General features: G+C 46.0%; 29 protein-coding genes. 14 read left to right on the top strand and 15 right to left on the bottom strand.

All coding sequences use genetic code 11. From position 1 onward, the window contains the following. Positions 1-38: 38 nt before the first annotated feature. A complete protein-coding gene (locus IV40_RS07215; RefSeq protein WP_057770029.1) occupies positions 39-245 on the bottom strand; it encodes a hypothetical protein in 207 nt (68 codons plus the stop codon). A gap of 131 nt (positions 246-376) precedes the next feature. On the opposite strand from IV40_RS07215, the gene IV40_RS07210 reads away from it, so the two are divergent. Beyond that, the gene (locus IV40_RS07210; RefSeq protein WP_057770028.1) at positions 377-967 is read left to right on the top strand and encodes a histidine phosphatase family protein; all 591 of its coding nucleotides are present in this window, start codon (positions 377-379) and stop codon (positions 965-967) included. Positions 968-983: 16 nt separating this feature from the next. Next, positions 984-1,544: a TMEM175 family protein gene (locus IV40_RS07205; protein WP_057770026.1), complete on the top strand. Its 561-nt coding sequence runs from the start codon at positions 984-986 to the stop codon at positions 1,542-1,544. 39 nt (positions 1,545-1,583) lie between these two features. Here the strand turns inward: IV40_RS07205 and IV40_RS07200 are convergent, their stop codons facing one another. From IV40_RS07200 to IV40_RS07175, 6 genes are all read right to left on the bottom strand, one after another. After that, the gene (locus IV40_RS07200; protein WP_057770025.1) at positions 1,584-2,660 is read right to left on the bottom strand and encodes a DUF4767 domain-containing protein; all 1,077 of its coding nucleotides are present in this window, start codon (positions 2,658-2,660) and stop codon (positions 1,584-1,586) included. Positions 2,661-2,678: 18 nt separating this feature from the next. Beyond that, a complete protein-coding gene (locus IV40_RS07195; RefSeq protein WP_057770023.1) occupies positions 2,679-3,551 on the bottom strand; it encodes a hypothetical protein in 873 nt (290 codons plus the stop codon). A gap of 21 nt (positions 3,552-3,572) precedes the next feature. Next, positions 3,573-4,607, bottom strand: coding sequence for a hypothetical protein (locus IV40_RS07190; protein WP_057770021.1), 1,035 nt, complete (start codon positions 4,605-4,607; stop codon positions 3,573-3,575). Between the two features lie 19 nt (positions 4,608-4,626). Then, a complete protein-coding gene (locus IV40_RS07185; protein ID WP_057770019.1) occupies positions 4,627-5,196 on the bottom strand; it encodes a hypothetical protein in 570 nt (189 codons plus the stop codon). A 137-nt stretch (positions 5,197-5,333) separates the two neighbouring features. Further along, positions 5,334-5,582 carry a hypothetical protein gene (locus IV40_RS07180; RefSeq protein WP_057770017.1) on the bottom strand — a complete coding sequence of 83 codons (249 nt, stop codon included), beginning with the start codon at positions 5,580-5,582 and terminating at the stop codon, positions 5,334-5,336. Then, the gene (locus IV40_RS07175) at positions 5,572-5,835 is read right to left on the bottom strand and encodes a Mor transcription activator family protein (protein ID WP_057770015.1); all 264 of its coding nucleotides are present in this window, start codon (positions 5,833-5,835) and stop codon (positions 5,572-5,574) included. The genes IV40_RS07180 and IV40_RS07175 overlap by 11 nt, the downstream gene beginning before the upstream one ends. A 473-nt stretch (positions 5,836-6,308) precedes the next feature. Here IV40_RS07175 and IV40_RS07170 point away from each other — a divergent pair, with 473 nt between their 5' ends. Further along, a complete protein-coding gene (locus tag IV40_RS07170; protein ID WP_057770013.1) occupies positions 6,309-7,052 on the top strand; it encodes a DUF3114 domain-containing protein in 744 nt (247 codons plus the stop codon). 72 nt (positions 7,053-7,124) lie between these two features. Further along, positions 7,125-7,595 carry a glutathione peroxidase gene (locus IV40_RS07165; RefSeq protein WP_156404253.1) on the top strand — a complete coding sequence of 157 codons (471 nt, stop codon included), beginning with the start codon at positions 7,125-7,127 and terminating at the stop codon, positions 7,593-7,595. Between the two features lie 225 nt (positions 7,596-7,820). Here the strand turns inward: IV40_RS07165 and IV40_RS07160 are convergent, their stop codons facing one another. After that, positions 7,821-8,357 (bottom strand): phenolic acid decarboxylase, encoded by a 537-nt coding sequence (locus tag IV40_RS07160; RefSeq protein ID WP_057770306.1) that lies wholly within the window; start codon positions 8,355-8,357, stop codon positions 7,821-7,823. A gap of 127 nt (positions 8,358-8,484) precedes the next feature. On the opposite strand from IV40_RS07160, the gene IV40_RS07155 reads away from it, so the two are divergent. Both IV40_RS07155 and IV40_RS07150 read left to right on the top strand, forming a co-directional pair. Further along, positions 8,485-9,027 carry a PadR family transcriptional regulator gene (locus tag IV40_RS07155; RefSeq protein ID WP_057770005.1) on the top strand — a complete coding sequence of 181 codons (543 nt, stop codon included), beginning with the start codon at positions 8,485-8,487 and terminating at the stop codon, positions 9,025-9,027. A gap of 80 nt (positions 9,028-9,107) precedes the next feature. After that, positions 9,108-9,854, top strand: a complete 747-nt coding sequence (locus IV40_RS07150) for an SDR family oxidoreductase (RefSeq protein ID WP_057770003.1) — start codon at positions 9,108-9,110, stop codon at positions 9,852-9,854. Between the two features lie 30 nt (positions 9,855-9,884). Here the strand turns inward: IV40_RS07150 and IV40_RS07145 are convergent, their stop codons facing one another. Together IV40_RS07145 and IV40_RS07140 are read right to left on the bottom strand one after the other, a co-directional pair. Further along, positions 9,885-10,511: a TetR/AcrR family transcriptional regulator gene (locus IV40_RS07145; protein ID WP_057770002.1), complete on the bottom strand. Its 627-nt coding sequence runs from the start codon at positions 10,509-10,511 to the stop codon at positions 9,885-9,887. Positions 10,512-10,565: 54 nt separating this feature from the next. Continuing rightward, a complete protein-coding gene (locus tag IV40_RS07140; protein WP_057770000.1) occupies positions 10,566-11,063 on the bottom strand; it encodes a DUF1836 domain-containing protein in 498 nt (165 codons plus the stop codon). 142 nt (positions 11,064-11,205) lie between these two features. Between IV40_RS07140 and trhA the strand changes: the two genes are divergently transcribed. Then, on the top strand, positions 11,206-11,862 hold the full coding sequence (trhA, locus tag IV40_RS07135; RefSeq protein WP_057769998.1) for a PAQR family membrane homeostasis protein TrhA: 657 nt from the start codon (positions 11,206-11,208) through the stop codon (positions 11,860-11,862). A 51-nt stretch (positions 11,863-11,913) separates the two neighbouring features. On the opposite strand, the gene codA is transcribed toward trhA, so the two are convergent. The 3 genes from codA to IV40_RS07120 all read right to left on the bottom strand — a co-directional run bounded on the left by codA (position 11,914) and on the right by IV40_RS07120 (position 15,883). After that, a complete protein-coding gene (gene codA, locus IV40_RS07130) occupies positions 11,914-13,149 on the bottom strand; it encodes a cytosine deaminase (protein ID WP_057769996.1) in 1,236 nt (411 codons plus the stop codon). 1 nt (position 13,150) lies between these two features. Then, entirely contained in the window at positions 13,151-14,515 is a 1,365-nt protein-coding gene (locus IV40_RS07125; protein ID WP_057769993.1) for a cytosine permease, read from the bottom strand. A 186-nt stretch (positions 14,516-14,701) separates the two neighbouring features. Continuing rightward, positions 14,702-15,883 carry an MFS transporter gene (locus IV40_RS07120; protein WP_057769991.1) on the bottom strand — a complete coding sequence of 394 codons (1,182 nt, stop codon included), beginning with the start codon at positions 15,881-15,883 and terminating at the stop codon, positions 14,702-14,704. Positions 15,884-16,056: 173 nt separating this feature from the next. Between IV40_RS07120 and IV40_RS07115 the strand changes: the two genes are divergently transcribed. Beyond that, the gene (locus IV40_RS07115; protein WP_057769989.1) at positions 16,057-16,650 is read left to right on the top strand and encodes a TVP38/TMEM64 family protein; all 594 of its coding nucleotides are present in this window, start codon (positions 16,057-16,059) and stop codon (positions 16,648-16,650) included. A 43-nt stretch (positions 16,651-16,693) separates the two neighbouring features. Here the strand turns inward: IV40_RS07115 and IV40_RS07110 are convergent, their stop codons facing one another. Further along, positions 16,694-17,521 carry a lp_1002 family arylesterase gene (locus IV40_RS07110; protein WP_057769987.1) on the bottom strand — a complete coding sequence of 276 codons (828 nt, stop codon included), beginning with the start codon at positions 17,519-17,521 and terminating at the stop codon, positions 16,694-16,696. Positions 17,522-17,616: 95 nt separating this feature from the next. Between IV40_RS07110 and IV40_RS07105 the strand changes: the two genes are divergently transcribed. The 4 genes from IV40_RS07105 (at position 17,617) to IV40_RS07090 (ending at position 20,292) form a co-directional block, all read left to right on the top strand. Continuing rightward, positions 17,617-18,120, top strand: a complete 504-nt coding sequence (locus tag IV40_RS07105) for a GNAT family N-acetyltransferase (protein ID WP_057769985.1) — start codon at positions 17,617-17,619, stop codon at positions 18,118-18,120. 95 nt (positions 18,121-18,215) lie between these two features. Beyond that, on the top strand, positions 18,216-18,770 hold the full coding sequence (locus tag IV40_RS07100; protein ID WP_057769983.1) for a hypothetical protein: 555 nt from the start codon (positions 18,216-18,218) through the stop codon (positions 18,768-18,770). 116 nt (positions 18,771-18,886) lie between these two features. Further along, the gene (locus IV40_RS07095) at positions 18,887-19,414 is read left to right on the top strand and encodes an Rrf2 family transcriptional regulator (protein WP_057769981.1); all 528 of its coding nucleotides are present in this window, start codon (positions 18,887-18,889) and stop codon (positions 19,412-19,414) included. An 86-nt stretch (positions 19,415-19,500) separates the two neighbouring features. Then, positions 19,501-20,292 (top strand): hypothetical protein, encoded by a 792-nt coding sequence (locus IV40_RS07090; protein ID WP_057769979.1) that lies wholly within the window; start codon positions 19,501-19,503, stop codon positions 20,290-20,292. 138 nt (positions 20,293-20,430) lie between these two features. On the opposite strand, the gene IV40_RS07085 is transcribed toward IV40_RS07090, so the two are convergent. Beyond that, entirely contained in the window at positions 20,431-21,918 is a 1,488-nt protein-coding gene (locus IV40_RS07085; RefSeq protein ID WP_057769976.1) for a helix-turn-helix domain-containing protein, read from the bottom strand. 101 nt (positions 21,919-22,019) lie between these two features. Between IV40_RS07085 and IV40_RS07080 the strand changes: the two genes are divergently transcribed. After that, entirely contained in the window at positions 22,020-22,688 is a 669-nt protein-coding gene (locus IV40_RS07080) for a Crp/Fnr family transcriptional regulator (protein WP_057769974.1), read from the top strand. A gap of 273 nt (positions 22,689-22,961) precedes the next feature. Continuing rightward, entirely contained in the window at positions 22,962-24,248 is a 1,287-nt protein-coding gene (gene serS / locus IV40_RS07075) for a serine--tRNA ligase (protein WP_057769971.1), read from the top strand. Positions 24,249-24,523: the final 275 nt, after the last annotated feature.

The raw sequence follows: 24,523 nt of genomic DNA, 5'->3' as shown, positions 1-24,523 counted from the left end.
AAAGTTCGCATTGCTGCGAACTTTTTTAATTCCGTTCATTAGCCTTTTAAGATAAACTTGCCATTCTTGTGGTCGATCGTAAATTTGCGATCTGGGACGGCTTCTTGAGCAACCTTCAAGGCTTCGTCGGCATCTTCCCGTGTTTCGAAGAGACGGTCGCCAGTTTCTTTGGCATCGTCAGTTTTACGAGAATTTTCTTTCTTCAGTTCATTGATAAATTGATTTTTAGCTTCATCAGTCATCATGATTATCCGCTCCTTTTTGTTTACAAATTCATCATAGCACCGTCGGCTCGATTCGATGTGAAATTGGCCTTGGTCGTTTGAAAGCGATTGCGGTAAACTGAAAGAAGGTAAGTGCGAAGGGGGATTTTCAGATGAAAGAATTATATCTCATGCGGCATGGCGAAACGCTTTTTAATCGCTTGCACCGCATCCAAGGGGCCAGTGATTCGCCGTTGACGGCACAAGGCATTGCCGATGCCAAAAAAGTGGGGCAGTATTTAACGGCCCATCACATCACCTTTGATCATGCGTATTCGTCGACACAGGAGCGGGCGAGTGATACGTTAGAATTAGTAACGAATCAGCCGTACAAACGTTTAAAAGGCTTGAAAGAGCAGAATTTTGGTGTCTTTGAAGGTGAAAGCGAAGTATTAAATCCTAAGCCAAAGTCTGATAAAGAATTCTATGGGGATTTCTTCGTCCAGTATGGGGGCGAATCCGATCAGCAGGTCAGCAAGCGCATGAAAGCAACGCTCACTAAAGTGATGGAGCAGCCGGGCCATGAACGAGTTTTGGCCGTCAGTCATGCTGGGGCATCCTACATGTTTCTGCAAAATTGGATTCCTAACAGCGAAATCATGGGGCATATTCACTTTGCCAACTGTTCGCTCCTGCATTTTACATACGCCGACCAGCAGTTTCATTTTCTGGAAGTAATCGATCCGCTGCATCAATCAGTTTAAAAAAGGAGTCTTCAGAATGCCGAAAACACGGCTGGAAGCTTTTACGGATGGGGTAATTGCCATTATCATTACCATTTTAGTGCTCGATATTCGTCTGCCTGAAGCAAATCATAGCTGGGCGGCGCTGCGCAATGTCCTGCCGATTTTTTCGGCCTATGTGATGAGTTTTGCGACGGTCGCGACTGTCTGGATTAACCACCATCATTTGTTTTTGAATGTGAAACGGGTGACTGACGGCGTGCTGTGGGCTAACTTGACGTTTTTATTCTTCTTGTCATTGCTGCCGGCCGTTACGGCTTGGTTTGGGTCCGATATTCGGGCCGTTCCGGCGGCATGTCTGTATGAACTCGATATTATCGCCTTTAACTTTTCGTTCTTGTGGCTGCGTAATGTGGTCGTTAAAGCTGACCCTGAGGATGTGCGGGCTGTCCATCAGAATCGCGAGTATGTGTCGATGCTGAATAATTTTGTGATTCTCGGGCTGGTATTTTTGTGGCCGCCATTTGTGTTCGTCGGTTTTCTGGTGAATTCTTTATTGTGGTACACGCCCAGCCGGCACATTGAACAAGCTCAATAAAAAAAGTTTTCCACAGTGTTTGTGGAAAACTTTTTTTAATTAACCGAAGTATTGCTGATTGCCGCCCATTTTGTGGTATTTAACCAGTTCCTGGCCGGTTTGTGCACCTTGTTCATCATAAAGATAGAGAGTCGGGACAGATTGACCATTGATTGTGTCATTTTGAACGTGATAGTAGGAGAACTGATTGCCACGGTAAGCATACCAGACACCGACTTGCAGCATCTCTTTGCCATTGACGGTGGTAGTAGCGGCTTTATACCAGTTACGACGAGCAGCGTCTTCTAAGTTGGCGCTGCCGCCATCGCCTTCTTTAATCCGGGTTTTATCATTGGCAGTCATTTCACTATCGCTATGGAACGTTTCGACCGGGTCGGTATCGCCCTGTGTGGCTGTTGTGATTGTATTGGTTGTGAAGGTGATTGTGCTTTCACTCCCATCATCGTTGTAAGCATACCAGCTGCCGATATATTCACTGGGAAAGCTGAAGGCAGCAGTTGTTTTGGAATCAGCCGTGCTGTTCGAAGCTGGCGCATTCTTGCCAGCCATGGCGGCCTGATAGTCACTGGTCAGACTCTGATTAGTCGTTGGTTTGGTGACCAGCAGGCCATCAGCATTGACGTCTTCCTGAGTGACGAGAACTTGATTTTGGCCGTCTTTCGTTTCGGTCATTAAGTATAAAATGTGATTGGATGAGTCAACATAGCTGGCGACAATGTTGGTCGCAGTGGCGCTGCCTTTTGTCGGGAACCAAGCGACCTTTGTCGTTGTCCCATTCACGACAATTTGATTGTTCTGCATCAGAACACTTAAGGTATGATTGAACCACTTGACCGTCGTCGACTTATCCACCGGTTGATAACTTTGATTCATTTTCTGGCCGAACTGCTGCATGAACGTGTTCATTTGTTTCTGTTTGGCAGCGTTCCAGTTTAATGTGTAGGTTGATGCTGTTTTTGTGGTTGAACTTGAAACAGCCTGTTTCTTCGACGAAGATGAAACCGTCGTTGTTTTTGACGAGCTGTCTGATGATTTTGCTGTCGAGCGATTATTCTGACAGCCGCCCAAGACGAGCGAGCCCATCAGCAAACTCGCCACAAGGATACTTTTGCGCATCAGTGCGCCTCCTTTGAATTAAGCCGGATCCGATCCGACACCTTTATCTTTAGGTCCGTCCATCTTGATAATCAGTTTATTCTTTTGATACTGTTTTGTCGGGATAGGGGTCACAGTTGTATAGGAATCAGATGAATCATCCTCGTGGTTATAGTAACCCACCATGGTTGTATCATAAATTTGATCGGCAACCCTTTCGCCGCACAGGATGTTAGTCGAGCTCTGCTGAACAAAGAAATCGTCGTTGCGGTCGTATGATTTTTTACCGACTTTGCTGATGAGGGCTTTTTTGCTGAGGTTATCATACAGCACGTCGCTCTGAACAAAATTGATGTATTCATAGCTTAATTTATTGCCGGTTGAATCGAGATGGCCGTACCCATTGATCGTGTGGCTGGGATTTTGATACTTGGCCTGTTTAATGAAATTCACACTGCGCTGGAGGGCTTTATTGGATAGCCCGTCTTCCGAAGAGCTCTTTAAGTATTTGATATTATCGGCTTGATTACCTTTGAAATAGGCCCGATCGGCTTTTTTGGCATATTTAATGACGGCCGCCGTCGACATTTTGGATAATTTGCCGAAATCGTAAGAATAATCGTCATTATAGCCTTCCTGGTCATTTTCATAAACATGATCCTTGCCATCTTGAACGACGATGATCTTAGTCGGAATGTCGGTAATGGCTAATTGCTTCGAACGATGGTCGGCGTACTCGGTCTGAAAGACATACCAGATACGTGGTTCTTTATCTTGCAAAAGCTGACTGACGATTTTCTTTTTGCCGCTGTAAAGCTGTTCGCTTTGCTGTTTGCCGCAGCCGCTGAGGGCGACCATCAAAAGGAGTGCCCCTAAAGCCAGCAGCAGACTAAATATTTTTTTGCGTTTCATTTGTTTGACGCCTCCATAGTGTTAGTTAAAATCTTGAGCGGTGGCAACCCGCCAATCGAGCGCACCGTCATCGCTGACTAAACGATCCTGATCGACCGGCACATAAATCTTTTTGCCATCGGTTGCATAAGCAATCTGGGTATTATTGGCCGGATCGTCCGTATCTTCAATCTCGCCAAAAGCATATTTAACTTTGACGGCTTTCCCGTTTTCCGTATAACCGCCTTTTAATTTAGCTGGATCAATCGCTGTATAATGGTCAGCAACGATATTGGTGGTGCCAGGGACAACGTATTGGAAAAATTGATTCAAATTGGTAAAGTGCGGCTTCTTCTTGAGCTGCGGAGCTACTTGATAGATGCTCTTTTTCACTTTGCTTGGGACTGTCTTGACTTTGGTCAGGGTTCCTTTTGCGGTCGTTGAATCAGGTGTGTTGAGACCGATGAAAGTCAGCCGTGTACCATCAGCGGCGATTTGCGGCATCTTTTTATAAGCTTGTTCGTAGTTGATATTCGGCGTATGCATCGTGTGGGCATCAATGTAATTGACATTACTGTTCGAATCGAAACTGCGAATGTTGGCTTGGGTGGTGTACGAAGTCGTCAAGACGAGTTTGCCGGTTTGGTCCGGCAGCAAAAGGTTGTCTAGCTGGTTCAGATCAGCGAGCACGAAGCGTCCGAATTTCTTTTCAACTACGCCGGTTGATAAGGACGATTGAACCGGTGTGGTCGTGGTCCGATATTGATTCTGGGCATCAAAGTAAGTCTTGGCCTGGTCAGTATCACTTGGCAGTGTGCCGCTGACTTGAGTGAAGAGGGTGTACTGGCCATTTTGCTTGATGTTCAGCCATAATTGTTCTGTTTTGGTGCGAATTGTGTAGGCACCGACGACTTTGGCGAGTCCCTTTGGTTTGCTGTATTGATAAATCCGGTAGGGCAGGTAAGATGTCTGCTTGGCGGCCGCTTGGACGACCTGCGGATGATGCGGCTGCTGAAAAGTGACACCAGCTAGGCCGATGCTGAATAATGCGCCGCCAATTAAAAGTCCTTTTTTCATGTGAACGCCTCCCAATGCGTTAATCGCGACTAGCATTTTGATATTTACTCATTAACAGCAGCATCGTAACTGGTCCGACGATGTAGCCAAACACCCAAATTCCAGAATAAAGACAAAGAAAGAGGAAATATTTAAGATAGATTCCGAAACCTTTGATACCGGCTCGTGTTTCGGCGGCCACATCATGACCGACTACTTTATCCTGATAGGCAACTTCATGGTATGTGTTGCCGGCTCGAATGACATCGTAAAAGCGGGCCACCTCACGTTTGTTAATGGCATCTTGTTTAAGCCGATTGTAAATATGCAGGTCGTTTCGTAAACTTAAGGTTGATTTATGATTCAAAATACGATGAATCCGAATCACGCCCCACACAACGGGGGTAAAAAAGGCACTTATCAAAAAAAGCAAAATGGTCAGCAGGTTCATCACGAATGGGTGACCATTATTGAAGTTGCCGACGAAAATAACGAGGACGAGTAACGAAAGTCCGCCGGCGACAATATAATTCAGAATCCAGAAACTAAGTGGCAAGGATGCAAAAATATCTTTTAAAACGGTTGTAAATAGTTGTGATGCTTTTTTCATTGAACTGCCTCCAAATGTGTTGCGACAAAAAAGGCCATGAAGATTTAATGACCGAAACAATAAATTTATGCATCTTCATGGCCGGATTTACTGCAAAAAACTGCTAACGTGCAATCAGGGGAGCTTCCTTATCTAAGTTAAAAGAAGCTGCGCATAATTGCGACGATGATGGTAATGATTGACAGGATAATGCCGGCAATTGCAAAACCACGTGGTTTTCTAAAGACACCGATGATTGACAAGATTAAACCGAGTACCCAAATACTGAATCCGGTGACGACGCTCAACGGGAAGGCAAGGTCGATAAAAGCCAGTGCGAAGCCGGAAATGCCCATGATGTTGTAGCGTGCGAATGGATCTTGATTGGAAGCCTGTTTATTTTGCATCTGATTTCCCCTTTTCTTTATTGATGACTTGGCGGATCCAGCGTTGCGAGTAATTGTATTTATGCGTCAATTCCGAAATGTTGTGTCCGTTGTATTCCTTTAAAATGCGGTGCATGACCTTATTACGGTCGTAAAGCCGCATCGGAAACGAAATCTGCCGGCCACGATAAAGTTCGAAGACTTTTTGCATGGCTTCTTCACCTAGCAAGTCATAAATTTGCGCATAAGACTCTTGAAGCAGGTCTTTATCCATTTTTGTGATATCCCCCTTTTTAAAAACCCCGTGTCAGTTTATCAAACTGGCACAATTTGCTGAAATGCGGTCCGCCTTGACGATGACATTCATCGTTGCATAGTTCAGTGCAGACCGTCATTTGCATTCAACTGTTTGTTTTAAAATGAAGGGCCCTTCATTTCTGCCAGGTTCAGGGGCGGCACTTTTCCATAAAAAAAGGCCCCAGCCATGAAGTTCTGACTGAGGTCATTGTAAAAGGATAATTCTTTAAATTGTAGTCTTGTCAAATGAGGTGAATAAATTTTTTTATACGTAGTAACCAAATTTGTTTAATAAATTTACTTTAACATGCGTGTCAAGTTTGGCAAGTTTAAATTAGCAAACGCTTGGGGGAGTAAGCAATGCGTCAATTCAAAAAAATAAGCACCGTTTTTGTTAATTGGAAACACAGGCGTCATTTTTGGCGCCTGATTTGGTGGCTTTGGCGGCCCATGGGCAACACCCGACGAGCCCAGCATAAATTACGGTTTTTGCTTGCGCAGCTCGAATTTCCGAATGAGTTGGCCAACAATCGCAGTCAGGTCAATCAGTTAGTAGTTCGTTTAGGAACCGATTTGGCGCCGCAAGCATTTTTCTGGCGCAGTTTGAGCCGAACGGTGCAGTTAGCCTTTCCCCACCCGCAGTATTTGGAAGGTTCATTGGGAAAACAGGTGCATCAGCTGCGGTATGTGATTTCACTGCAGCAGGCCGAGTTTGTACAGACGCATTATGCTGGTGCGACAGATCAGGAAAAATTAGCGCATTATTTACGGACATTGCCGCACTTTTTGTACTCTTTCAGCGAGTCGGACCGTTATCATCAAAAGCGCAGCAATCATGGTCAGGGTGCTTTGCCGAGCGGAACGGGCAATCTCAAAGTCACAGTCGGATTCCATGCTGAATTTATTTTGGATAGTACCGGCCGTTTTACAAACATCTTGGACGGTACTTTGAATGGCGTCGTCAATGGGGCTAGTTTTAATTACGCATGTCGTAATGATGCCACCCACCGCCGGCTCGATGTTCAATATCGTGCTAGTGATCCGGTGTGGCGGACGCAAATGATTCGCACACAAGGATTTAAGGCGCCGACACTGGCTCAATATCGGGATTCAAAGGGGCCGTATGCCGTCAATGGCTATTCAGCCCGTCAAAATAGTCAATTTTTGAAGAAAAAATTAGCCCAATCTGTTTAAAATTTATCAGAAAGTGGTTTTCAAAGCGGCAAAGTTGGTATACTGATCCTAAATCTACTGGAGGTGGCTGAGATGACAAGTATTTACGATTTCAAAGAAACAGAAATGAATGGCGCTCCAATTGACTTCGGCCAATATCGCGGCCAAGTGCTACTGGTCATGAACACGGCGAGCAAATGCGGCTTTGCCCCGCAATTGAAAGGGTTCGAAGCCATGTATCAGCAGTATCATGATCAGGGGCTCGCTATATTAGGACTGCCATCCAATCAGTTTCATCAGGAAATGAAGACGGATGCGGAAACAAGTGATTACTGTCAGGTCCATTACGGCGTGACATTTCCAATGACGAAACTAGTGCGCGTCAACGGCGATGACGAAGATCCGTTGTTTGCTTATCTCAAACAAGCCACTGATTCGGGCCGCATCAAATGGAACTTTACCAAATTTTTGATTGATCGCAACGGCAATGTGCTGCATCGTTATTCACCGAAAACAAAGCCGGAAACGATTCTACCGGATGTTGAAGCAGCGTTGAAAGCATAACAAAAAAAGCTGAGACATAGGTGTCTCTTTCACGAAAAATGACTCTTTAAATGCAAAAATTGCATTTAAAGAGTCATTTTTGTTTTAACAGTATAAATTTGCTAAACGCGGTAGCCATCTGGCATTTACTAGCTTTTACAAAGCTAGTAAATGCCTAGCTGTCCTCGCGGGGGCGTGACAACGAAGTCAAAAAGCGACTTCTGTCACGCTCCCCCTTTTTTGATGTTATTTATTCAAGCGCTGGTAATGGTCATCATAGTAGTTGCCATTGCGAATGTCATTCGGCATTCCGGCATAGGGTGCTTCGCTGATGACGGCGTTGTTATTTTGACCGGCATCGCCCATGTAGGTGATTTGGGCAAATTCAGGCACGACTAATTTAGGATAGGTGGCGTATTTTTCACGGGATTCATGCATTAAATCAATGTGTTCGTTCTGATAAGTGACCGTGATTTCAGGATGCTCTTCGACCCATTTCGGGAAGAAAATCGTGCCGTGCAGTTTCAATTCATTCGGCAGAAAATCAAGGGCCAGATCGGTACCAGTTGGTTCTGTCCATGAGATTTTGTAAATACCGGCTGTCAGCATGACGATATCGGCTGGCTGATCAGTGACCCAGCGTCCGCCGACCATGCCGCCGTGAATCCGATAATCAACGGTGTGATCGTTTTTAGCATACCATTCGTATTCCCAGCCGTTGTCATAAGTGTAAATAAAGTGGGTGCCTAAAAAATCATCTAAAGTAGTGAAATGTTTATCCATGTGATTCTTATTTGTCATGTGAATGTTCCTCCTAAAATTAAGTAATTAAAAACATGTAAATAATTACATGATTGTGTCGACTTGATTATGATATACTGAAGCCAATTATTCGTCAAGGAGAAATATCATGGCACAACGAAATACTTTAAAATACATCATTCTAGGGCTGATTAACGAACGGCCGGTGACCGGTTATGAGCTGACTAAGGCTTTCGATTCGGATATTGGGGAGTTCTGGTTGGCACAGCACAGCCAGATTTACCCCTTATTAAAACGGATGGAACACGATCAGCTGATTACTCACCAATTAGAAGTGACCGGCGAAAAATTGGAACGAAAACGGTATGCAATCACTCCGGACGGCCAACAGGAGCTGGCCGATTGGCTCAATGAGCCGGTGACAAAACTGAATGCCAACAAAGATGAATTCATTTTAAAATTATATTTTATTCGCGACCGGCAGGATGGACGCTTATTGCCGATGCTGACGACACAGTTGCAGCTGCACCAGCAGAAACGCAATCATTTGCAGGACCAAATGGCACAGAAATTTCCGGACGCCGCACACATTGAAGCCTATGGGCATTTTTTGATTCTGCAGCATGCAATCAGCCGTGAACAGGATTATTGCCAGTGGCTGACCAATACAATCAGCAATTTGACTGCTTAAACGGCGGTTTGTTCGTCATTTCAAACTTTTTCAGCCGCCCCGATTTATACTGAAGACAAGTTAAAAGGGGGGGCTTTGAAATGACGGAAACGAAAGATAAAGTGATCGTGATTACAGGGGCATCCAGCGGAATTGGAGCTGAAACCGCACGTGTGCTGGCCCAAAAAGGCGCTAAAATTGTTTTAGCGGCCCGTAATGAAGCCAAGCTGAAACAGGTTGCCGATACGATCAACCAAGCCGGCGGGACAGCCGTTTACTGCGTCACCGATGTCACCGACCATGGTCAGGTGGCGGCCCTAGTTCAGTTCGCCTTAGAAAAATTTCACAAGATTGATGTCTTATTTGCCAATGCAGGGTTGATGCCGTTGTCGTATCTCCGTGAAAACAAGTATCATGAATGGGATCAAACGATTGATGTCAACCTCAAAGGTGTTCTGTATGCGATTGGTGAAGTGATTCCAATCATGGAGCAACAGGGTGGCGGTCAGATTATTGCCACTGATTCAATTGCTGGTCATCGGGTGTCGCCAGGCAATGCTGTCTATGCTGGCACTAAATATGCCTTGCGAGCCATCATGAATGGACTGCGGGCTGAAGAAGGACCGACGAAATGTATTCGGGTAGCCATGATTTCACCAGGCAACGTCAGCACTAATCTATATACCGGTTCATCCAACCCAGAAGTCCAGAAATCAGTGCATAATGCCGAACTGAATGCTGGACTGGTCACAAAAGATATTGCGAATGCTGTTGCTTATGCCATCGAACAGCCCGGCAACGTTGAAATTGATGAATTGATTTTGCAATCGATTCATCAAAAAGGTTAAAAAAAGGATGTGACGAATGTCACATCCTTTTTAAAATAACGAATAAGTTGCTTCATATTCGGCCAAAATGCGCTGGACGAGTGCAGCGGGCAGCAGCGGCTGGTCGAGCTTGAAAAGTACTGTTAGCTGGACTTGGAAATAGTCCCGTAAGAAATGGGCGCCTTTTTCAAGGGTCAGATGATGCTGTTCGACCTGTTTCAGGGTCCCCCGCACATTCAGAATATTCTGAAAGACTAAATAGTGGGGATGGGCGTCGGTGCGCATAATGCCTTGCTGTTCAGCCTGCGCATAATAAGCTTCCAAATCAGCTAAATAATGGCGATAAGTCTGATAGAACGTCCGATAGAGCTGCGGCATGCTGTGCTGCAGTTCCTGTTCGAACTGGTCGGTCGTCGAACCGATAACCAGCAGGGCATTCAGCAAAACGGTCGGCACATCTTCCGCCTTAATCTCGGTGGGGATTGCATGCTGCTGAATAAACTGGTCATGCCGATCGACGACGGAACGGACAATCTCATCCTTATTTTTGAAATAAGCATAAAGCGTCGCCCGACTGACACCGGCCAATTTAGCTAATTGCGTCATCGATAATTGCTCAAAGCCTTTGACGAGAACAATGTGATTCAATTTGATTGTTAATTTTTCTGCAGCTGTCATTTTGTCCGACCTCCTATGTACAAAGTATACAATATTCAGTCTAATCTGTTCAAATTAGTTAGATTGCGGGTCGACTTGAATCAATGCGGTGCTGACGAGTTTGTAGAGGACTGTTCGGATGGCAATCTGCTGCGACATCTGCAAAGAGGGCGTTTCGGACGGCAGTTCGGTCGGTTTGTCCAAGGCGCTCAGTTCGGCATTGACCAGTTCGATCCAATGAGAGTAGGCGGCTTCGAGCGGCTGATGTGCTGTCATTCGTGTCAGCATTTTCTGAATTTCATCGAGCGAAAAGACGGTTTTGTAAAAACTGATCATCAGTAGTTCGGCTAATTGGTTGCGTGTGTAACGCTTTTTGACCGGCCGTTCGACCAATTCCTTTTTGACATAACTATTAATCATCGTTTTGGTGATCTGTGTTTGCAGGATTGGATCGAGATACTGGTTGACCTTGCTGATTACTTGGTCCATATATAGTTCTAAATCGGGTAGTTCATCCCAGGCGGGCATCCGTTGCTGCTGAAAGGTGCGGCGCCAAGTTTGAAAACTTGTCATGGTGGTGCCTCGTTTCATTATTAGTTGTTCCTATTATGCCACATTTTGCGGCTGATGGCATCATGTAGAATAAAATTCTATGTGTGGTTGACTATTCATTTACATGTCTTTATACTAGGTGCAAAGAAAGGATGTGGATCAGATGCAGAAGCGCTCGATTACCACTACAACCATCGTTTTAGAAATCTTAAATGCTGTGACGCACGGCATCGGTTTGATTGGCAGTCTGATTGCTTTAGCCTTCTTATTTGGCAAAGCCGATTATCTGCAGCTCGATCAGATTGAGATGACTAGTCTGGTCATCTATAGTGTGACGCTGATCAGTTTATACCTAGCGTCGACGTTGTATCACAGTTTCGTCTTTACGAAAGTCCACCGTTTTTTTCAAATCATCGACCACAGCAACATCTTTCTGCTGATTGCCGGCACATATACGCCGTACTGCCTGATCGTGATCGCTAATACGCTGGGGCGCTGGCTGCTAGCTGGAATTTGGTTATTAGCCATCGGCGGCATTTTGCTGCATATTTTAACGGATGGTCGTTTTCAAAACGTCGAGACGACCATTTATGTGGCGATGGGGTGGTTGTGCATGCTGGCCGTCAAACCGTTATATGCCAATCTTTCGACCAGCGGTTTCTGGCTGTTAGTCGCTGGCGGGATTGTCTTTACACTTGGGGCCGTTATTTACAGCATCACCCGTCGTTTCAAAGGCGGTTTAGCCGGCCACCTCATCTGGCACCTCTTTGTGATGTTAGGGACGACCTGCATGTTTCTATCGATTTATTTGAATCTGTAAATAAAAAAGCAAGCCTCAAGTTATTGTCATGGGCTTGCTTTTTTAAATTGATCAGATAAATAATTTATTTTCAGCTGGTTTGGTTTCACTGATGATATTGCCATGATGTACGGATAGTGTCACGGCGGCACGTGTATTCAGAGCGTCGTAGAAATTGGTGCTGTCCAGCAGCATAAAGTTGGCTGGTTTGCCGACTGCAATGCCATAATGATCCATGACGTGCATTGCCTTGGCCCCATGCGTCGTTACAAATTGATAAGAATTCATAATTTGCGAATAGCCCATCATTTGAGTGGCATGCAAACCTTCATGGAGCACATCGAGCATGTTGCCATCGCCCATTGGGTACCAAGGGTCCTTGATATCATCCTCGCCAAAGGCTACATTGATGCCGTTTTCGGTCAGTTCTTTGACACGTGTCAGGCCCCGCCGTTTTGGATAGGTATCGAACCGGCCGCCAAGAAACATGTTGACAAGCGGATTGGAAATGAAGTTCATGCCCGACATTTTGAGCAGCCGCATCAATTTATACGTATAGGCATCGTTGTAAGAGCCCATTGCTGTTGTGTGTGAGGCGGTTACCTTATCCTTCATACCGGTTTCCAGTGCTAAAGTAGCGACTGTTTCGAGGCTGCGTGAATTGGGGTCGTCGATTTCATCGGTATGGGCATCGAACAGCAAATCGTATTTCTGAGCCAAATCGAAGGCAAAATGAAGCGACTCGACGGAATATTCCCGGTTGAATTCGTAATGGGGAATCGCACCAATAACATCGACACCGGTTTTAGCGGCTTCTTCCATCAGTTCTTTGCCATGCGGGAAGGAGAGAATTCCTTCCTGCGGAAAAGCGACCAGCTGCAGTTCCATCCAGTCTTTGACCTCTGCGCGCACTTCAATCAAGGCTTTCAAAGCAACTAAATCGGGGTCAGTCACATCGACATGGGAGCGGACAAATTGGATGCCATGGCTGGCTTGAATTTTCAGTGCCTGAATGGCGCGCTGCTTCACATCATCATGGGTCAAAGATTTTTTACGTTCCGACCAGATGCAGATGCCGTCAAACAAAGTACCAGATTCGTTCCATTCAGGCTGGCCGGCCGTCATGGTGGAATCCAAATGAACGTGCGGATCGACATACGGTGGCAGCATCAATTGGTCCGTCGCATCAAAGACTTGTTCATTCGCATGTGGTTCCAGATGTGAAGCAATGGCGGCAAACTGGCCGTCTTCAATACGGACGTCTTGGGGTTCGGTTTCATTTTCAATATGGACTTGTTTGATTAACATGTTATTTCTCCTTTGCAAATGTGACGGCAGGCTGGAACTGCATGGCGAGCGTATAGACACCAGCTGTGATGAACATGGCGATGAAAGTGGCGCCTGTCGTTTGGGTGATCAGGCTGAATTGATTCAAAAATAGATAGCTGGCCACGCCGATTCCCCACGAAATGATAGCGGCCCAATTGTAACCATGACGATACCAATAGGCACCATTGGCGGCGGTTAACTGGTCGACTTGGTAATGCCGGTGCTTGAGGACAAAATAGTCGATTAGGAAAATTGCAATTTCCGGTCCGAGCAGCATCCCGATTCCATCAAGAAAGGCTTCGAAGGTCGTCAGAAAACTGGCCACATAAACGGGGATAAAGGTAATCGCCGTTGCAATCAAAGTCACAATCCACAAGGCTGGTGTCAGCTTTAACTTGTGGAAAATATTGGTCAGGGCGGAGCCGGCCGCCATCAAATTGACAGCGTTGGCAGTTGTGCTAGTCAGGACGATGACGAGCAGCGCTAAAACGCCTAGGCCGAGTTTAGCAGCAATGGTACTAGGGTCGGCATTGTTGGGGTCAAAATGATTCAGCGTAACTGCCGTTGCAATCGTAGCGGTCAAACCGATAAAGGCAAACCAGATTAAGCCGATGTTGGCGCCTAAGAACGAATAGGTGGTGGCGGCTTTCTTGCTGGATGTAAAGCGGCTGAAGTCGGCCGCAGCCGTGACCCAGGCCAAATTGAATGCCGCTAAGATATCGATCACTTTTCCGTTGGGCAAGATGGATTTAGCTGCCGGATGCCAAGCAAGCAATTCTTTAAAGGGAACCATTGTGAAAACGACAATCGATTCCCATGTTACAAAAATGATGACCAAAATGATCCCGACTCGTTCGATCCAGCGCACCGAGCATTCACCTAGCGAAATGCTGATTAAATGCAGGACCGACATGATCAGAATTCCGAAAATCAAACTGAGGTGATTGGTGGTGGGATTATTGGCCCAACCGAGCACTTCTTTCAGGATGAAGCTGATTGACGTGGCGGCAATATACGTATTGGTCGCCGCCCAGCCGATAAACTGGATGACGTTAATCAGTGACGGCAGGATTGATCCTTTGACGCCGAATGAGGCTCGTGTCAGTCCCATCGCCGAAACCCCCGTTTTGTAACCCATGTAGGACGCTAGTGCCAGTAAAACGTATGAACCGATGCCGACTAAAATTAGCAATTTGGATGCTGTGACTAAACCGGCGGCGGCGATGACGCCGCCGATATACCACGTGCCGTTATTGGCGTTGGCGCCGATCCACGTGGCGAAGAGATCCCAGGACGACATCGACCGTTCTGCCGTCGTTGTTGCATGAATTGCTTGTTTTGCCATAAATTTTCCAACCTCCACTTTGTTGCGGAAGCAGTCTGATGACACAAAAAGACCCACTCTAAACCTAGAGCGGGTCTTTGCATGTTTCAGCCGCTCCCTTGTTAGCCTCACTGGACTACCTTTAAAAGGACATTTTTAACTTGCAATTATTGTAGGAAAATCTGAACGAAATGTCAACCGTCATTTTCAGGCTTTCTTAGCCGGCTTGAGGTCGAGCACGAAATTGATGGCGCCGATCACGATCAGCAGGACACTAGAAATAATCAGCGCAAAACTGGCCGTTTCATTGTGGAAGAAACTCGCAATGAAGTCGATGAACATCGGCGCCACGAAGCAGCCTAAGTTGATGCCCATCAGCAGCAGTGAGCTGGTCGCCGTATCGGCACCTTGTGGTCCATGATTGCTGGCTTGGCCGAAGAGATATGGATTGACCATGACGAAGCAGACCCCGACGAGTCCGACTTCAATGGCCGTTAACCAAACATTATTGGAAAGGGCAATCAAACCAATCAAAATGTCTAAACCCAGAACCGCAATTGGCAGAACAAATTTCTTGAGGGCCTTGTAAAAACGGCCGTAGAAAATGCTGGCGATGACGCCGACGATGGTCATGATACTGATTAACGTGCTGGCAGTACTGCCGTTCCCATAACTTTTTTCGGTCAAAAGAGAGGCTAATTTGACGATGACACAGTAGAAAGAAGCGTAAATCAGCAGGATGTAAAGTGCGTAACCAACGACGGATTTGTTGGTGGTCAGTTTTGTCGCACTTTGCTTGTTGGCTTTGACATTCGGGATAAAGAAGGCCACAAGCAGTAAAATAATCAAAGCAGATAAGTAGACCCAATAGGCAGCATGCCAGCCATCGGAAATCAGCATGCCGGCGATAAAGGTCAGAGCCGCCGAACCGAAATTAGCAACGGCGGTTTGATAACCTAGCATCGTTGCTTGTTCATTGCCTTGATAGAAATAGGTAATATAGCTGTACGCCAACGGATTGAACAGGCCGATCCCAGCACCGAGCACGAACCGTGAGAGCAATACAATCGTAAAATTGCTCGTGAAAACGGGGGTAATTCCTGAAATCAAGGCGATTAGTGCGCCTAGCAGGACCGTTGCTTTATTCCCAATTTGACGGGCAACCACGCCACTTAAGATGACAAAAATCATAATGCCCAAGTTCGGCGCCGTCGACAAGGTTTCGACCGCCGACAACGGCTGGGCCGCAAAGGTTTTGCGCATCAACGGAATGGTGCCGGCTACGGCCGGTGCCGCTTGTGACAGCAGCGAGATCGAAAGGACCGCCGCCTTGAACCAAAAACTATTTACATTTACTTTTGGGGCTGTATTTGAATCATTTTGAGCCATCGTTCCTCACTCCTTACTTATTTACCGTACCATGCTTCACATTAAGGGTGGGGAAATGAGACTCGAGAGTGCGCACGACTTGATTTCAGTCTTGCGACGGAGGCATCAAAACCGCTTTTTCGTTAGAATATCGCTATACTGGAAATACATTTGAGGGAAAAGGGGATGGGACAATGCAGGCAGCAACTTCACGGCGGCTGATCAATTTAGTTTCAATCGTAACATTGATTGCGAGTGTGGCCGTTTCAATCTATTGGCTTCAGCAAGGAGTCTTTCAAAATCCGCAGGCACTGCAAAGCTACTTGGGGGCGTCAGGCTGGATGGGGGCTGTCTTTTTTGTCCTGATTCAGATTATTCAAGTCGTCATTCCGATTATTCCAGGCGGAATCAGCACCGCTGCTGGCGTTTTGATTTTCGGACCCGTCTGGGGTTTCGTCTATAATTATGTCGGCATTGTGGTCGGTTCGCTGATCAACTTTTTATTAGCCCGTCGGTATGGACAAGCATTTATCCTCCACGTCGTCAGTCCCAAGACGTATCAGAAATATACCCATTGGCTCGACCACCAGCAGAAATTCGATTGGTTTTTCGGCTTAGCGATTTTGGCGCCGGTTGCACCGGATGATATTCTCTGTCTGATCGCCGGTCTTACTAAAATGAGCTTCAAAAAATTTACTTGGATTATTTTGCTGGCCAAACCAGCGACGATTCTGACGTACAGTCTGGCCTTAGTGTATGGCAGCCAATGGCTTTCGCAATTATTTTAGGCATTGTAAAAAGGACTTGGAAATTTCCAAGTCCTTTTAAAGTTTAGTTCAAATCAAATTGCTGATTCAGCCATTCGATGCACAATGGGAACCAATGGGCAACGTGCGCTGACTTTTCACTCGGTTTGGAAGCTGTCTGGCGGGTTGCCAAAGCCATGCCGTGCGGCCCATGGGCAAAGAGATGGTATTCTAACGGAATGCCGGCTTCTTGCAGTGCTTCGACATAAACGAGTCCGTTTTTGGCTGGCACGACCGTATCGTCGGCTGTGCCCCAAACGAAGGTCGGCTGACTGTCCGCATTGACGAGCATGTCAGCGGCAAATTCTTCGACGTCAGGCGTTAAAGCCTTCGTTAATGTGTCATCCTTTGGGAAACCAGCGTCGAGCCGAATAACAGGATAGCCTAAAACGACGGCATTCGGCTGCAACTCTTCTTTCGTTGCCTGAGTAGCTTTCAGTAACCATTCCCGCATCCAGCTGCCGTTATAAACAGCGGCGATCTGACCGCCGACGGAAAAACCGGAAACAGCAACATGTTCTGCATCGACATGCCAGTCATCCGAATTGCGGCGGACGGCCTTCATTGCATCAGCTAAATCGATGAACGGCACTGGAAATAGCGGTGTCTGTTCATCAATGAAGTGGTAACGTAAGTAGAAAGCTTGGAATCCTTGATTATAAAACGCCATCGCCAATGTTTCGGCTTGGTGTTCGGGAATATGGGTAAACGAGCCGCCTGGGCAGATCACGATTGCTGGATATTGGTCGCGTTCAATCTCCGGATCGGGCTCATGCAGATACCCCTTCAGAAAAGCAGGGGTATTGTCAGCCGTTTCAGTTTGCAGCGGTAGTGCTTCTGTAACGATTTGCATTCAAACCACTCCTTAAAAAAGATTCGTTTTTAAACTGTCTTTATTGTAAACTTATCTCGAATAAAATTCGAATGTTAGGAAAAGAGGACGTGCCGATGGTTGAAAAAATCCGTTTACGACCGTTACAGACTTCTGATTGGGCAGCTTTTTCTGAAATGCGACGGGACCCCGTTTATCGCCGCACAACAGGACTGGCTCCCTGCACAGATACAGCGATTCTGCAGGCTGAATTCGCCCACTTGCAGGCCCGTCCTGAAACGTGGGCAATTACACGCGCAAACATTTTTGTCGGGTTCCTGCAATTTTCGCCGTGGCTCGGTCCGGATGGATTGCCGGATGAAACAAGCCGCAATTTAGATTATTTGATCATTCATTCACAATGGGGAAAGGGCTATGCTACGGCAGCGGTTGCACAGGCCATTGAAAAGGCGCTTTCACAATTTTATCTGCAGGCACTGTGGGCTGGTGTGGCAGGAAATAACCCGGCTTCGGTTAAAATCATGCGGCACTTTTCGTTTCAGGAACAGTATACGGTTTCAGAGACACCATTTAGTCAAATTTCAGCCCCAATTACGTATTATCAATTAAAAATAAACTAGTTTTCACAAGCTTTTCATGCTACTCTTAGGGGTGACAAAAGGCCGTGCCTTTTGCGATGGTAGACTAGGATTATCCTTAAGTGGGGGTTGGATAAATGGCAACACAAGCTGAGCAGGACCAAGCGTTTGCAAAAAAACTGGCGGCCTTAGAGAAAAATGACAATCTAACAATTTTGGCAAGTATGAATCAGCCATATGATGGATCAGGCAAAATGACACAATATGTGGTCTACACGGATTATCAGAATGACGATCGTCAGCAGAAGACGAATTCGATCTTTGTGTATACCCCCTATGAAAATATCGATAAATATGGACATTCCAAATCGGATTTTCAGTGTCAATTATTGTTTGAACTCAATCATTGGGATCATACGCTGCATATTACGGTTTTGGAAACTTTAGGTGCAGAAAGTCGGTTAGCCTTTTATGATTTTCAGAATTTGGGCTTGGCACAATTGGCACTGCAGGCGTTATTGAATCTCGCACGCAAAGGCCAATCAGAAGTCATCAACGGCTATATCAGTTCGTTCGATGCCGATAACTTGGCCAAAGCACGGCACATTTTCGAGAAATTTGCCTTTACAGTCACTGTTGAAAAACATGAAAATACGGAAGCAGCGACCTTTGAAAAGAAACGGCAAGCATAAAAAGCAATCCTGCGTACGGGCATCCGAAAGGGTGTCTTTTTTTGAATATTGTGGTTGTAGGGCCGATAATAGCTTTAAACAATGGCCCATCATGATTGGAAAAACGAGGTAGAAACATGCAACTGACAAAAGGATTTGAACAAGCGGTTTGTATTATTACGTTATTAGCCACTCAGGATCCGCAGCGGCCGATCTCATCACAGGTAATTCACCATCGGCTTGGTGGCTCGCAGACGTATTTGCGAAAAATTATTCGCAAATTGGTTGTCGCTGGTCTAGTTAAATCGATTTCTGGCAATAACGGCGGCTTTTCACTGGCACGAGGCCCAGAATCGATTACGATCTATGATATTGTGACGGCGACGGAAGGCCAGATCAATTCCTATCCGGACAGCGGTTTGATCGATACTGTCTTTCAGGATTTCCGTCCCGTTGCGCATCAAGGTGCACAAGTAATCAATCAGGTTTTTCATGCGGCCGATGAACGCTGGGCCGATTATCTGAAAACGCAGACGGTCTTTGAACTGATCGCCCAGACCTTAGGGCAGGAAGATATTCCGACGGTGGATTGGAATGATTCCGACGAGCATCGGGAGTTATTGATTCAAAAATTGGTCCACAATCTCAAGGATGATTTGAACTGATTTTTGTGAGACGTAAGGTTGACAAATAAAGCGCTTTCAGATACCGTAAGAGGTGAATTTTTGTTTGGTAGAAAGGGTGGGGGAAGATGTACCTTTCTCAAAAAAGCCGCTTTGTCCTGTTGCTGGCCGGCAACCATCGCACAGACGATCCATTTTTTACAGCTTCATTTTGGCGTGAGCGTTATCGAATCCATGTTCAGTGGTATCTAGTCCATCTGCAGCGGCAGCAGCTGCTGGAAGTGCGGACCGTTCAGGACGCTTCATTTTACGAATGGACACAAGCTGGGGCACGGGTGGCACGTGACGCTGCCTATTTAACAGGGGCCTATCGCCGCTATGTTCCGGGCGTGGTCGATCTGAAAACACTGCGGCGTGTCCGTGAACAGCATGCTCAGCTGTGCGACTGGCAGCTAGTGCAATGGCTCTTGAAAAATGCCGAAGAACGGGCACTTGCCCAGCATCAATATGAACAATTATTATTACTAAAAAAACACCGGTTAAGATTATATCAATCCTTGCATTTGCCGAAGAAAAGTCTGCGGGTTCTGCTGCAGATCATGGTCACCGAAATGGAAGCCCTGACGTTCCAGAAAGAACAACCGAGTCTGGCCCATTATTTATCGACCTATGAACTGCAGAAAGTTCAGGAACTGTTGGAGCAGCTGGATCTGACGCTGGACGACTTTATGGTTTTGTTCGGCCAATTTCTCGATCAGCAGAAACTGTCGATCGAAACGCCGATGACGCATTTTGAAATGATGTCGTTTGTCGGATTCGAACTCGTTCAGAATTATGACGGGTTGCAGGAGTTGTACCAGCGGATTCGGGAGCGGCTGCTCCGCCCGCGAAATGATACCTTAGATCGGGCGGCGGAATAAAATCAGAATTTATCAAGCGCTTTTTTTACAAAAAAAGTTCCCTCCATGCATTTTTTTTGCAGTGAGGGAACTTTTTATTTTGACGAGCATAAAGGGCCGACACATCTCCTCCAATAACTTCTGGTAGACACCATTGTCTTATAAGATCTTATCCAGATAAATTTCTTTGATTACCATATACAGATTCATATAATCGGAGTCGAGTGCGTCGATATTCCAATTGACGACTTTGATGCCCTCCAAATCCAGTTTTTTCAAGTACGGATCGGTCGTGCTCAGAGAGGTAATCACCAAATCGGCTGATTCAAGGGGGTCGTCGCTGCCGAGTAGTTCGACCGTATTCATATCTTCCAAGAAGGTATACAATTCACGAGTGACTAGGTCGGCTGATTCCAAAATTGTTTTGACATAGACGACTTGATTGATTCGGAAGCTCTTCAGATAGGGCAGAATCAAGTAGTAGACTTCATGGAGAAAGGTGTCCCCAAAGTGGCGCGTTGAGGCAAATTCAGCTTGTGTTTGTAATTGAGCCAGAACCTTTTTGACCAGCGCAAACAAATTGGATTGTTCATAAGCAAGCCGACTAGGATAGTAGAAATCGATCATTTTGGCGTAGTCACCTTCCATGACCGTAAAACTGATGACGACCCGCAGCAGATTGCCGAATAACTGCCGATCGTGCCGCAGACTGTTGGCCTGCCGCGGTTTGCAGTAAGAACTCAGATTATCGATCAGCTGCTGAACAAATTGCCAGATCCAGGCTTCATGGAACTGATCCTGCTGCAGAAACTCTTGCTGCAAAGAACCCCAGTTTTCGTGGTAGCGCAAGGACCGGTTGACGACGAAACTGAAAAACTGGCTTTCAGCGACACGCTGCTGATGCGGCAAGGCATCATAAATACGGGAATGATACAGGTCAATCCGATGGTCAGGGCCGACAATATCAGTGTAGCGGGACATATCTGAGATGATGTGATTCTGCAGGATTCGCAGTCGGCAGATGGCGATCAGATTCAGATCCTGAATTTGAACAATCGGATCAGGATGCAGGTCCGGCAGTGCTGAGTGGGCAAAGGTTTCCTGAATGCTGTCGAGCCGGACATGTTTAAACGGCCATTCGATTCCATGGAAGCTGATCCAATAAAAAAGATTCAAAAACAAACGAATCCCTTTTTCATCGCCTTCAAATTCAAGGGTTGTATAGGAGAAATTGAGCCGGTAGTGCTGTAGCAATTTCTTAACGGGCACCATTTTACGGGTCAGTGTCGACTGACTGGTAAAATGTTCGCTGCAGAACTTGGCAAGCGATGGCTGATCGGCTTGGACAATATAATCGATAAACTGAAACGCAATCGCATTGCGAAGCAGAAATAACCGGTATTCATCGACGGTAATCGGAAATTGGGCCGGTTCGATCCACTTGCCGGTTTTGATCGTCGTCGCGGTAATCTGCTCCATGTCATTAACCAATTCTTTATAGGTGGCATAGGCTTGTTGATAATTTAAATTGAGATCGGTCGCCAAGTCGTTGATGGTCAGCTGCTGCCGTTCGGTCACAACCAGGGACTGAAACATTTGATATTTTTGTAGGGCATTTTTATCAAGAAAAACTTCTTCAAAAACCAATTTTGAGCCGCTCCAAACTATTAAAATTGATAGTGCAAGAATAACATAAGTTTTCGGGAGAATATAGGTTGGAATGAGAACTTTCTCAGGAAAGGGTGAGTATGATGCACACGTTGAATGCATTAGATTGTGTCCGCAAAGTACCGGTTTTTCGGTCTTTAGAGGTCGACGATCAGCAGCAGATTGCCGCTTTGGTCAAAGACCGTGATTTTCCCAAGGGCACATTGGTCTATGAAGCTGGCGCAGCTGCTGACAGTCTGTTGATCGTCAGTCAGGGCCGACTTAAAATTTACCAGCTGGCTGAAAACGGCAAGGAACAGCTGCTACGGATTTTGGCACCCGGCGATTTTGACGGCGAATATGCTTTGTTTACCCATGACCGGCATACGACTTATGCTGAAGCAGCCGCCGACACGTCCGTCTGCCGAATCTACCAAGCCGATTTTCAGGAACTTCTATTAAGAACCCCGCAATTGGCACTGAATATTATGGCAGAGCTCGCCAAACGAATTACACAGCTGGAAACACAAACGACGCGCACGACGACCGAAGACGTGGCGAATCGGCTCTTCCTCTATTTAAAAGACGCCGCCAAACAGCAGGCAGCTAATCCGTTTCATCTGCCGCTGACTCAGAAAGACTTAGCAACTTATTTAGGTACGACGCCGGAAACAGTCAGCCGCCGTCTCAAAGAGCTGGAGCAAATGGGCGTGATTGTGCGTTTGCCAAAACGGCAGATCAAACTCCTTAAAACAGACCTTGCAAATTGACCCGAAATGAAGTACCTTAAAGGCAATAAGAAAACACGTCATTAAACGCCTATTAAGAGGTCTTCCAGAGAACGGATGCTTGCTGCGAGTCCGTGACCTTCATTCCAGCGTGAGAGTGGGCAGTCCAATGCTGCACGGCAACTTACCGTTATAAGAAATGAAGCGCGGCTTTTCGAAGCCGAACTTGGGTGGTACCGCGAAACCAAAGCCTTTTTCGTCCCAATTTATAGGGGACAGAAGGGCTTTTTTTAATGCACAAAGGAGTGGAAAGCCATGTTAGATTTAAAGTTGATTCGTCAAAAACCAGATTGGGCGAAGCAGAAGTTAGCAGAACGACAGATTGATCCGAAAGAGATCGACGATTTATTGGAATTAGACGCACGACGCCGCAAGCTGATTATCGAAACCGAAACCTTGAAGAAGCAGCGCAACGAAGTGTCTAAAGAAATTGCTCAAGTTAAACGCAACAAGGGCAACGCCGATGAACAAATCGCTGAAATGAAGAACGTTGGGAGCCAGATTAAAGATCTCGATGCTCAGTTGGAAGTTTTGAATGAGAATGTCCGGTATATTTTAGTCCGGCTTCCTAATTATCCAGATGATTCAGTGCCAGTCGGCAAAGATGACACAACGAGCCGTGAGGAACGCAAAGTCATGACGCCTCGTAAGTTCGATGATTTCGAACCTCAAGCACATTGGGACATTGGCGAAAAGCTGGGGATTCTCGATTTCAAGCGTGCCGCCAAAGTTTCCGGCAGCCGGTTTGTCTATTACAAGGGGTTAGGCGCACGTCTGGAACGGGCCATCTATAACTTCATGCTTGACGAACATCAAAAGGAAGGCTACGAAGAAATTCTGCCGCCATATTTAGTCAATAATGATTCAATGTTTGGGACCGGCCAATTTCCTAAGTTTACCGATGATACGTACACTGTTCTGGATGAAGAGAATCCATTGACTTTGATTCCGACGGCAGAAGTGCCGTTAACCAACTATTATCGGGATGACATCTTAGATGAATCACAATTGCCAGTTTACTTTACAGCCTTGACACCTTGTTTCCGTTCTGAAGCGGGAAGCGCCGGCCGTGATACACGTGGCTTGATTCGGATGCATCAATTCAATAAAGTCGAAATGGTGAAGTACGTCAAGCCGGAAACGTCATGGGATGAATTAGAAAAACTGACGGCCGATGCCGAAGAAATCCTGCAAAAGCTCAAGCTGCCATATCATGTCATTACCTTATCCAGTGGCGATGCTAGTTTTACTTCTGCGAAGACCTATGACCTTGAAGTCTGGATGCCAGAGCAGAAGACCTATCGTGAAATCTCCAGCTGTTCAAACTGCACTGATTTCCAGGCGCGTCGTGCGAAGATTCGTTACCGTGATGCAGATGGCAAACTTCATTATGTCCACACCTTAAATGGTTCTGGCTTAGCAGTCGGTCGGACCGTGGCCGCTATTTTGGAAAACTATCAAAATGCCGATGGTTCTGTCACAATTCCAGAAGTATTAGTTCCATACATGGGTGGCGTTACCAAGATTACTGGCGAAAAGTAATCACTAAAATGAATGTTTTTGAGAAATGTTGGTATTTATGCATTTCTCAAAGGCATTCTTTTTTTGCTCAAAATTTTAAAATTGTTCTTGACGAATATTTAGTTCCTTGCTATGATATTAAATGTTGTCGCACAGGGCATCAACAAACTTTTGAAAAAGCAGTTGACAAATATGTGATGAGCAAGTAAACTAATAAAGTTGTCGCCGGTTAAAACCGACCTGCTAGAAAGTGAATATTTATTCATTTCAAAATAGTGGTTGACAATTTTTAAATC

Origin of the sequence: Lactobacillus selangorensis (assembly GCF_001437205.1) — a bacterium.
In the GTDB taxonomy this organism is placed as follows: domain Bacteria; phylum Bacillota; class Bacilli; order Lactobacillales; family Lactobacillaceae; genus Paralactobacillus; species Paralactobacillus selangorensis.
The sequence above is the reverse complement of the archived record's forward strand: the minus strand, read 5'-3'. Positions and strand labels throughout refer to the sequence as shown.

Bases quoted from the DNA above. Each gene is read 5' to 3' on its own strand.
- IV40_RS07115 (WP_057769989.1), top strand. From the start codon at position 16,057: ATGCAGGCAGCAACTTCACGGCGGCTGATCAATTTAGTTTCAATCGTA.
- IV40_RS07090 (WP_057769979.1), top strand. From the start codon at position 19,501: ATGTACCTTTCTCAAAAAAGCCGCTTTGTCCTGTTGCTGGCCGGCAAC.
- IV40_RS07120 (WP_057769991.1), bottom strand. From the start codon at position 15,883: ATGGCTCAAAATGATTCAAATACAGCCCCAAAAGTAAATGTAAATAGT.
- IV40_RS07170 (WP_057770013.1), top strand. From the start codon at position 6,309: ATGGGCAACACCCGACGAGCCCAGCATAAATTACGGTTTTTGCTTGCG.
- IV40_RS07215 (WP_057770029.1), bottom strand. From the start codon at position 245: ATGATGACTGATGAAGCTAAAAATCAATTTATCAATGAACTGAAGAAA.
- IV40_RS07110 (WP_057769987.1), bottom strand. From the start codon at position 17,521: ATGCAAATCGTTACAGAAGCACTACCGCTGCAAACTGAAACGGCTGAC.
- IV40_RS07190 (WP_057770021.1), bottom strand. From the start codon at position 4,607: ATGAAAAAAGGACTTTTAATTGGCGGCGCATTATTCAGCATCGGCCTA.
- IV40_RS07160 (WP_057770306.1), bottom strand. From the start codon at position 8,357: ATGGATAAACATTTCACTACTTTAGATGATTTTTTAGGCACCCACTTT.
- trhA (WP_057769998.1), top strand. From the start codon at position 11,206: ATGCAGAAGCGCTCGATTACCACTACAACCATCGTTTTAGAAATCTTA.
- IV40_RS07175 (WP_057770015.1), bottom strand. From the start codon at position 5,835: ATGGATAAAGACCTGCTTCAAGAGTCTTATGCGCAAATTTATGACTTG.
- IV40_RS07165 (WP_156404253.1), top strand. From the start codon at position 7,125: ATGACAAGTATTTACGATTTCAAAGAAACAGAAATGAATGGCGCTCCA.
- serS (WP_057769971.1), top strand. From the start codon at position 22,962: ATGTTAGATTTAAAGTTGATTCGTCAAAAACCAGATTGGGCGAAGCAG.
- IV40_RS07100 (WP_057769983.1), top strand. From the start codon at position 18,216: ATGGCAACACAAGCTGAGCAGGACCAAGCGTTTGCAAAAAAACTGGCG.
- IV40_RS07145 (WP_057770002.1), bottom strand. From the start codon at position 10,511: ATGACAGCTGCAGAAAAATTAACAATCAAATTGAATCACATTGTTCTC.
- IV40_RS07095 (WP_057769981.1), top strand. From the start codon at position 18,887: ATGCAACTGACAAAAGGATTTGAACAAGCGGTTTGTATTATTACGTTA.
- IV40_RS07180 (WP_057770017.1), bottom strand. From the start codon at position 5,582: ATGCAAAATAAACAGGCTTCCAATCAAGATCCATTCGCACGCTACAAC.
- IV40_RS07205 (WP_057770026.1), top strand. From the start codon at position 984: ATGCCGAAAACACGGCTGGAAGCTTTTACGGATGGGGTAATTGCCATT.
- IV40_RS07150 (WP_057770003.1), top strand. From the start codon at position 9,108: ATGACGGAAACGAAAGATAAAGTGATCGTGATTACAGGGGCATCCAGC.
- IV40_RS07155 (WP_057770005.1), top strand. From the start codon at position 8,485: ATGGCACAACGAAATACTTTAAAATACATCATTCTAGGGCTGATTAAC.
- IV40_RS07080 (WP_057769974.1), top strand. From the start codon at position 22,020: ATGATGCACACGTTGAATGCATTAGATTGTGTCCGCAAAGTACCGGTT.
- IV40_RS07105 (WP_057769985.1), top strand. From the start codon at position 17,617: ATGGTTGAAAAAATCCGTTTACGACCGTTACAGACTTCTGATTGGGCA.
- codA (WP_057769996.1), bottom strand. From the start codon at position 13,149: ATGTTAATCAAACAAGTCCATATTGAAAATGAAACCGAACCCCAAGAC.
- IV40_RS07195 (WP_057770023.1), bottom strand. From the start codon at position 3,551: ATGAAACGCAAAAAAATATTTAGTCTGCTGCTGGCTTTAGGGGCACTC.
- IV40_RS07200 (WP_057770025.1), bottom strand. From the start codon at position 2,660: ATGCGCAAAAGTATCCTTGTGGCGAGTTTGCTGATGGGCTCGCTCGTC.
- IV40_RS07140 (WP_057770000.1), bottom strand. From the start codon at position 11,063: ATGACAAGTTTTCAAACTTGGCGCCGCACCTTTCAGCAGCAACGGATG.
- IV40_RS07125 (WP_057769993.1), bottom strand. From the start codon at position 14,515: ATGGCAAAACAAGCAATTCATGCAACAACGACGGCAGAACGGTCGATG.
- IV40_RS07210 (WP_057770028.1), top strand. From the start codon at position 377: ATGAAAGAATTATATCTCATGCGGCATGGCGAAACGCTTTTTAATCGC.
- IV40_RS07185 (WP_057770019.1), bottom strand. From the start codon at position 5,196: ATGAAAAAAGCATCACAACTATTTACAACCGTTTTAAAAGATATTTTT.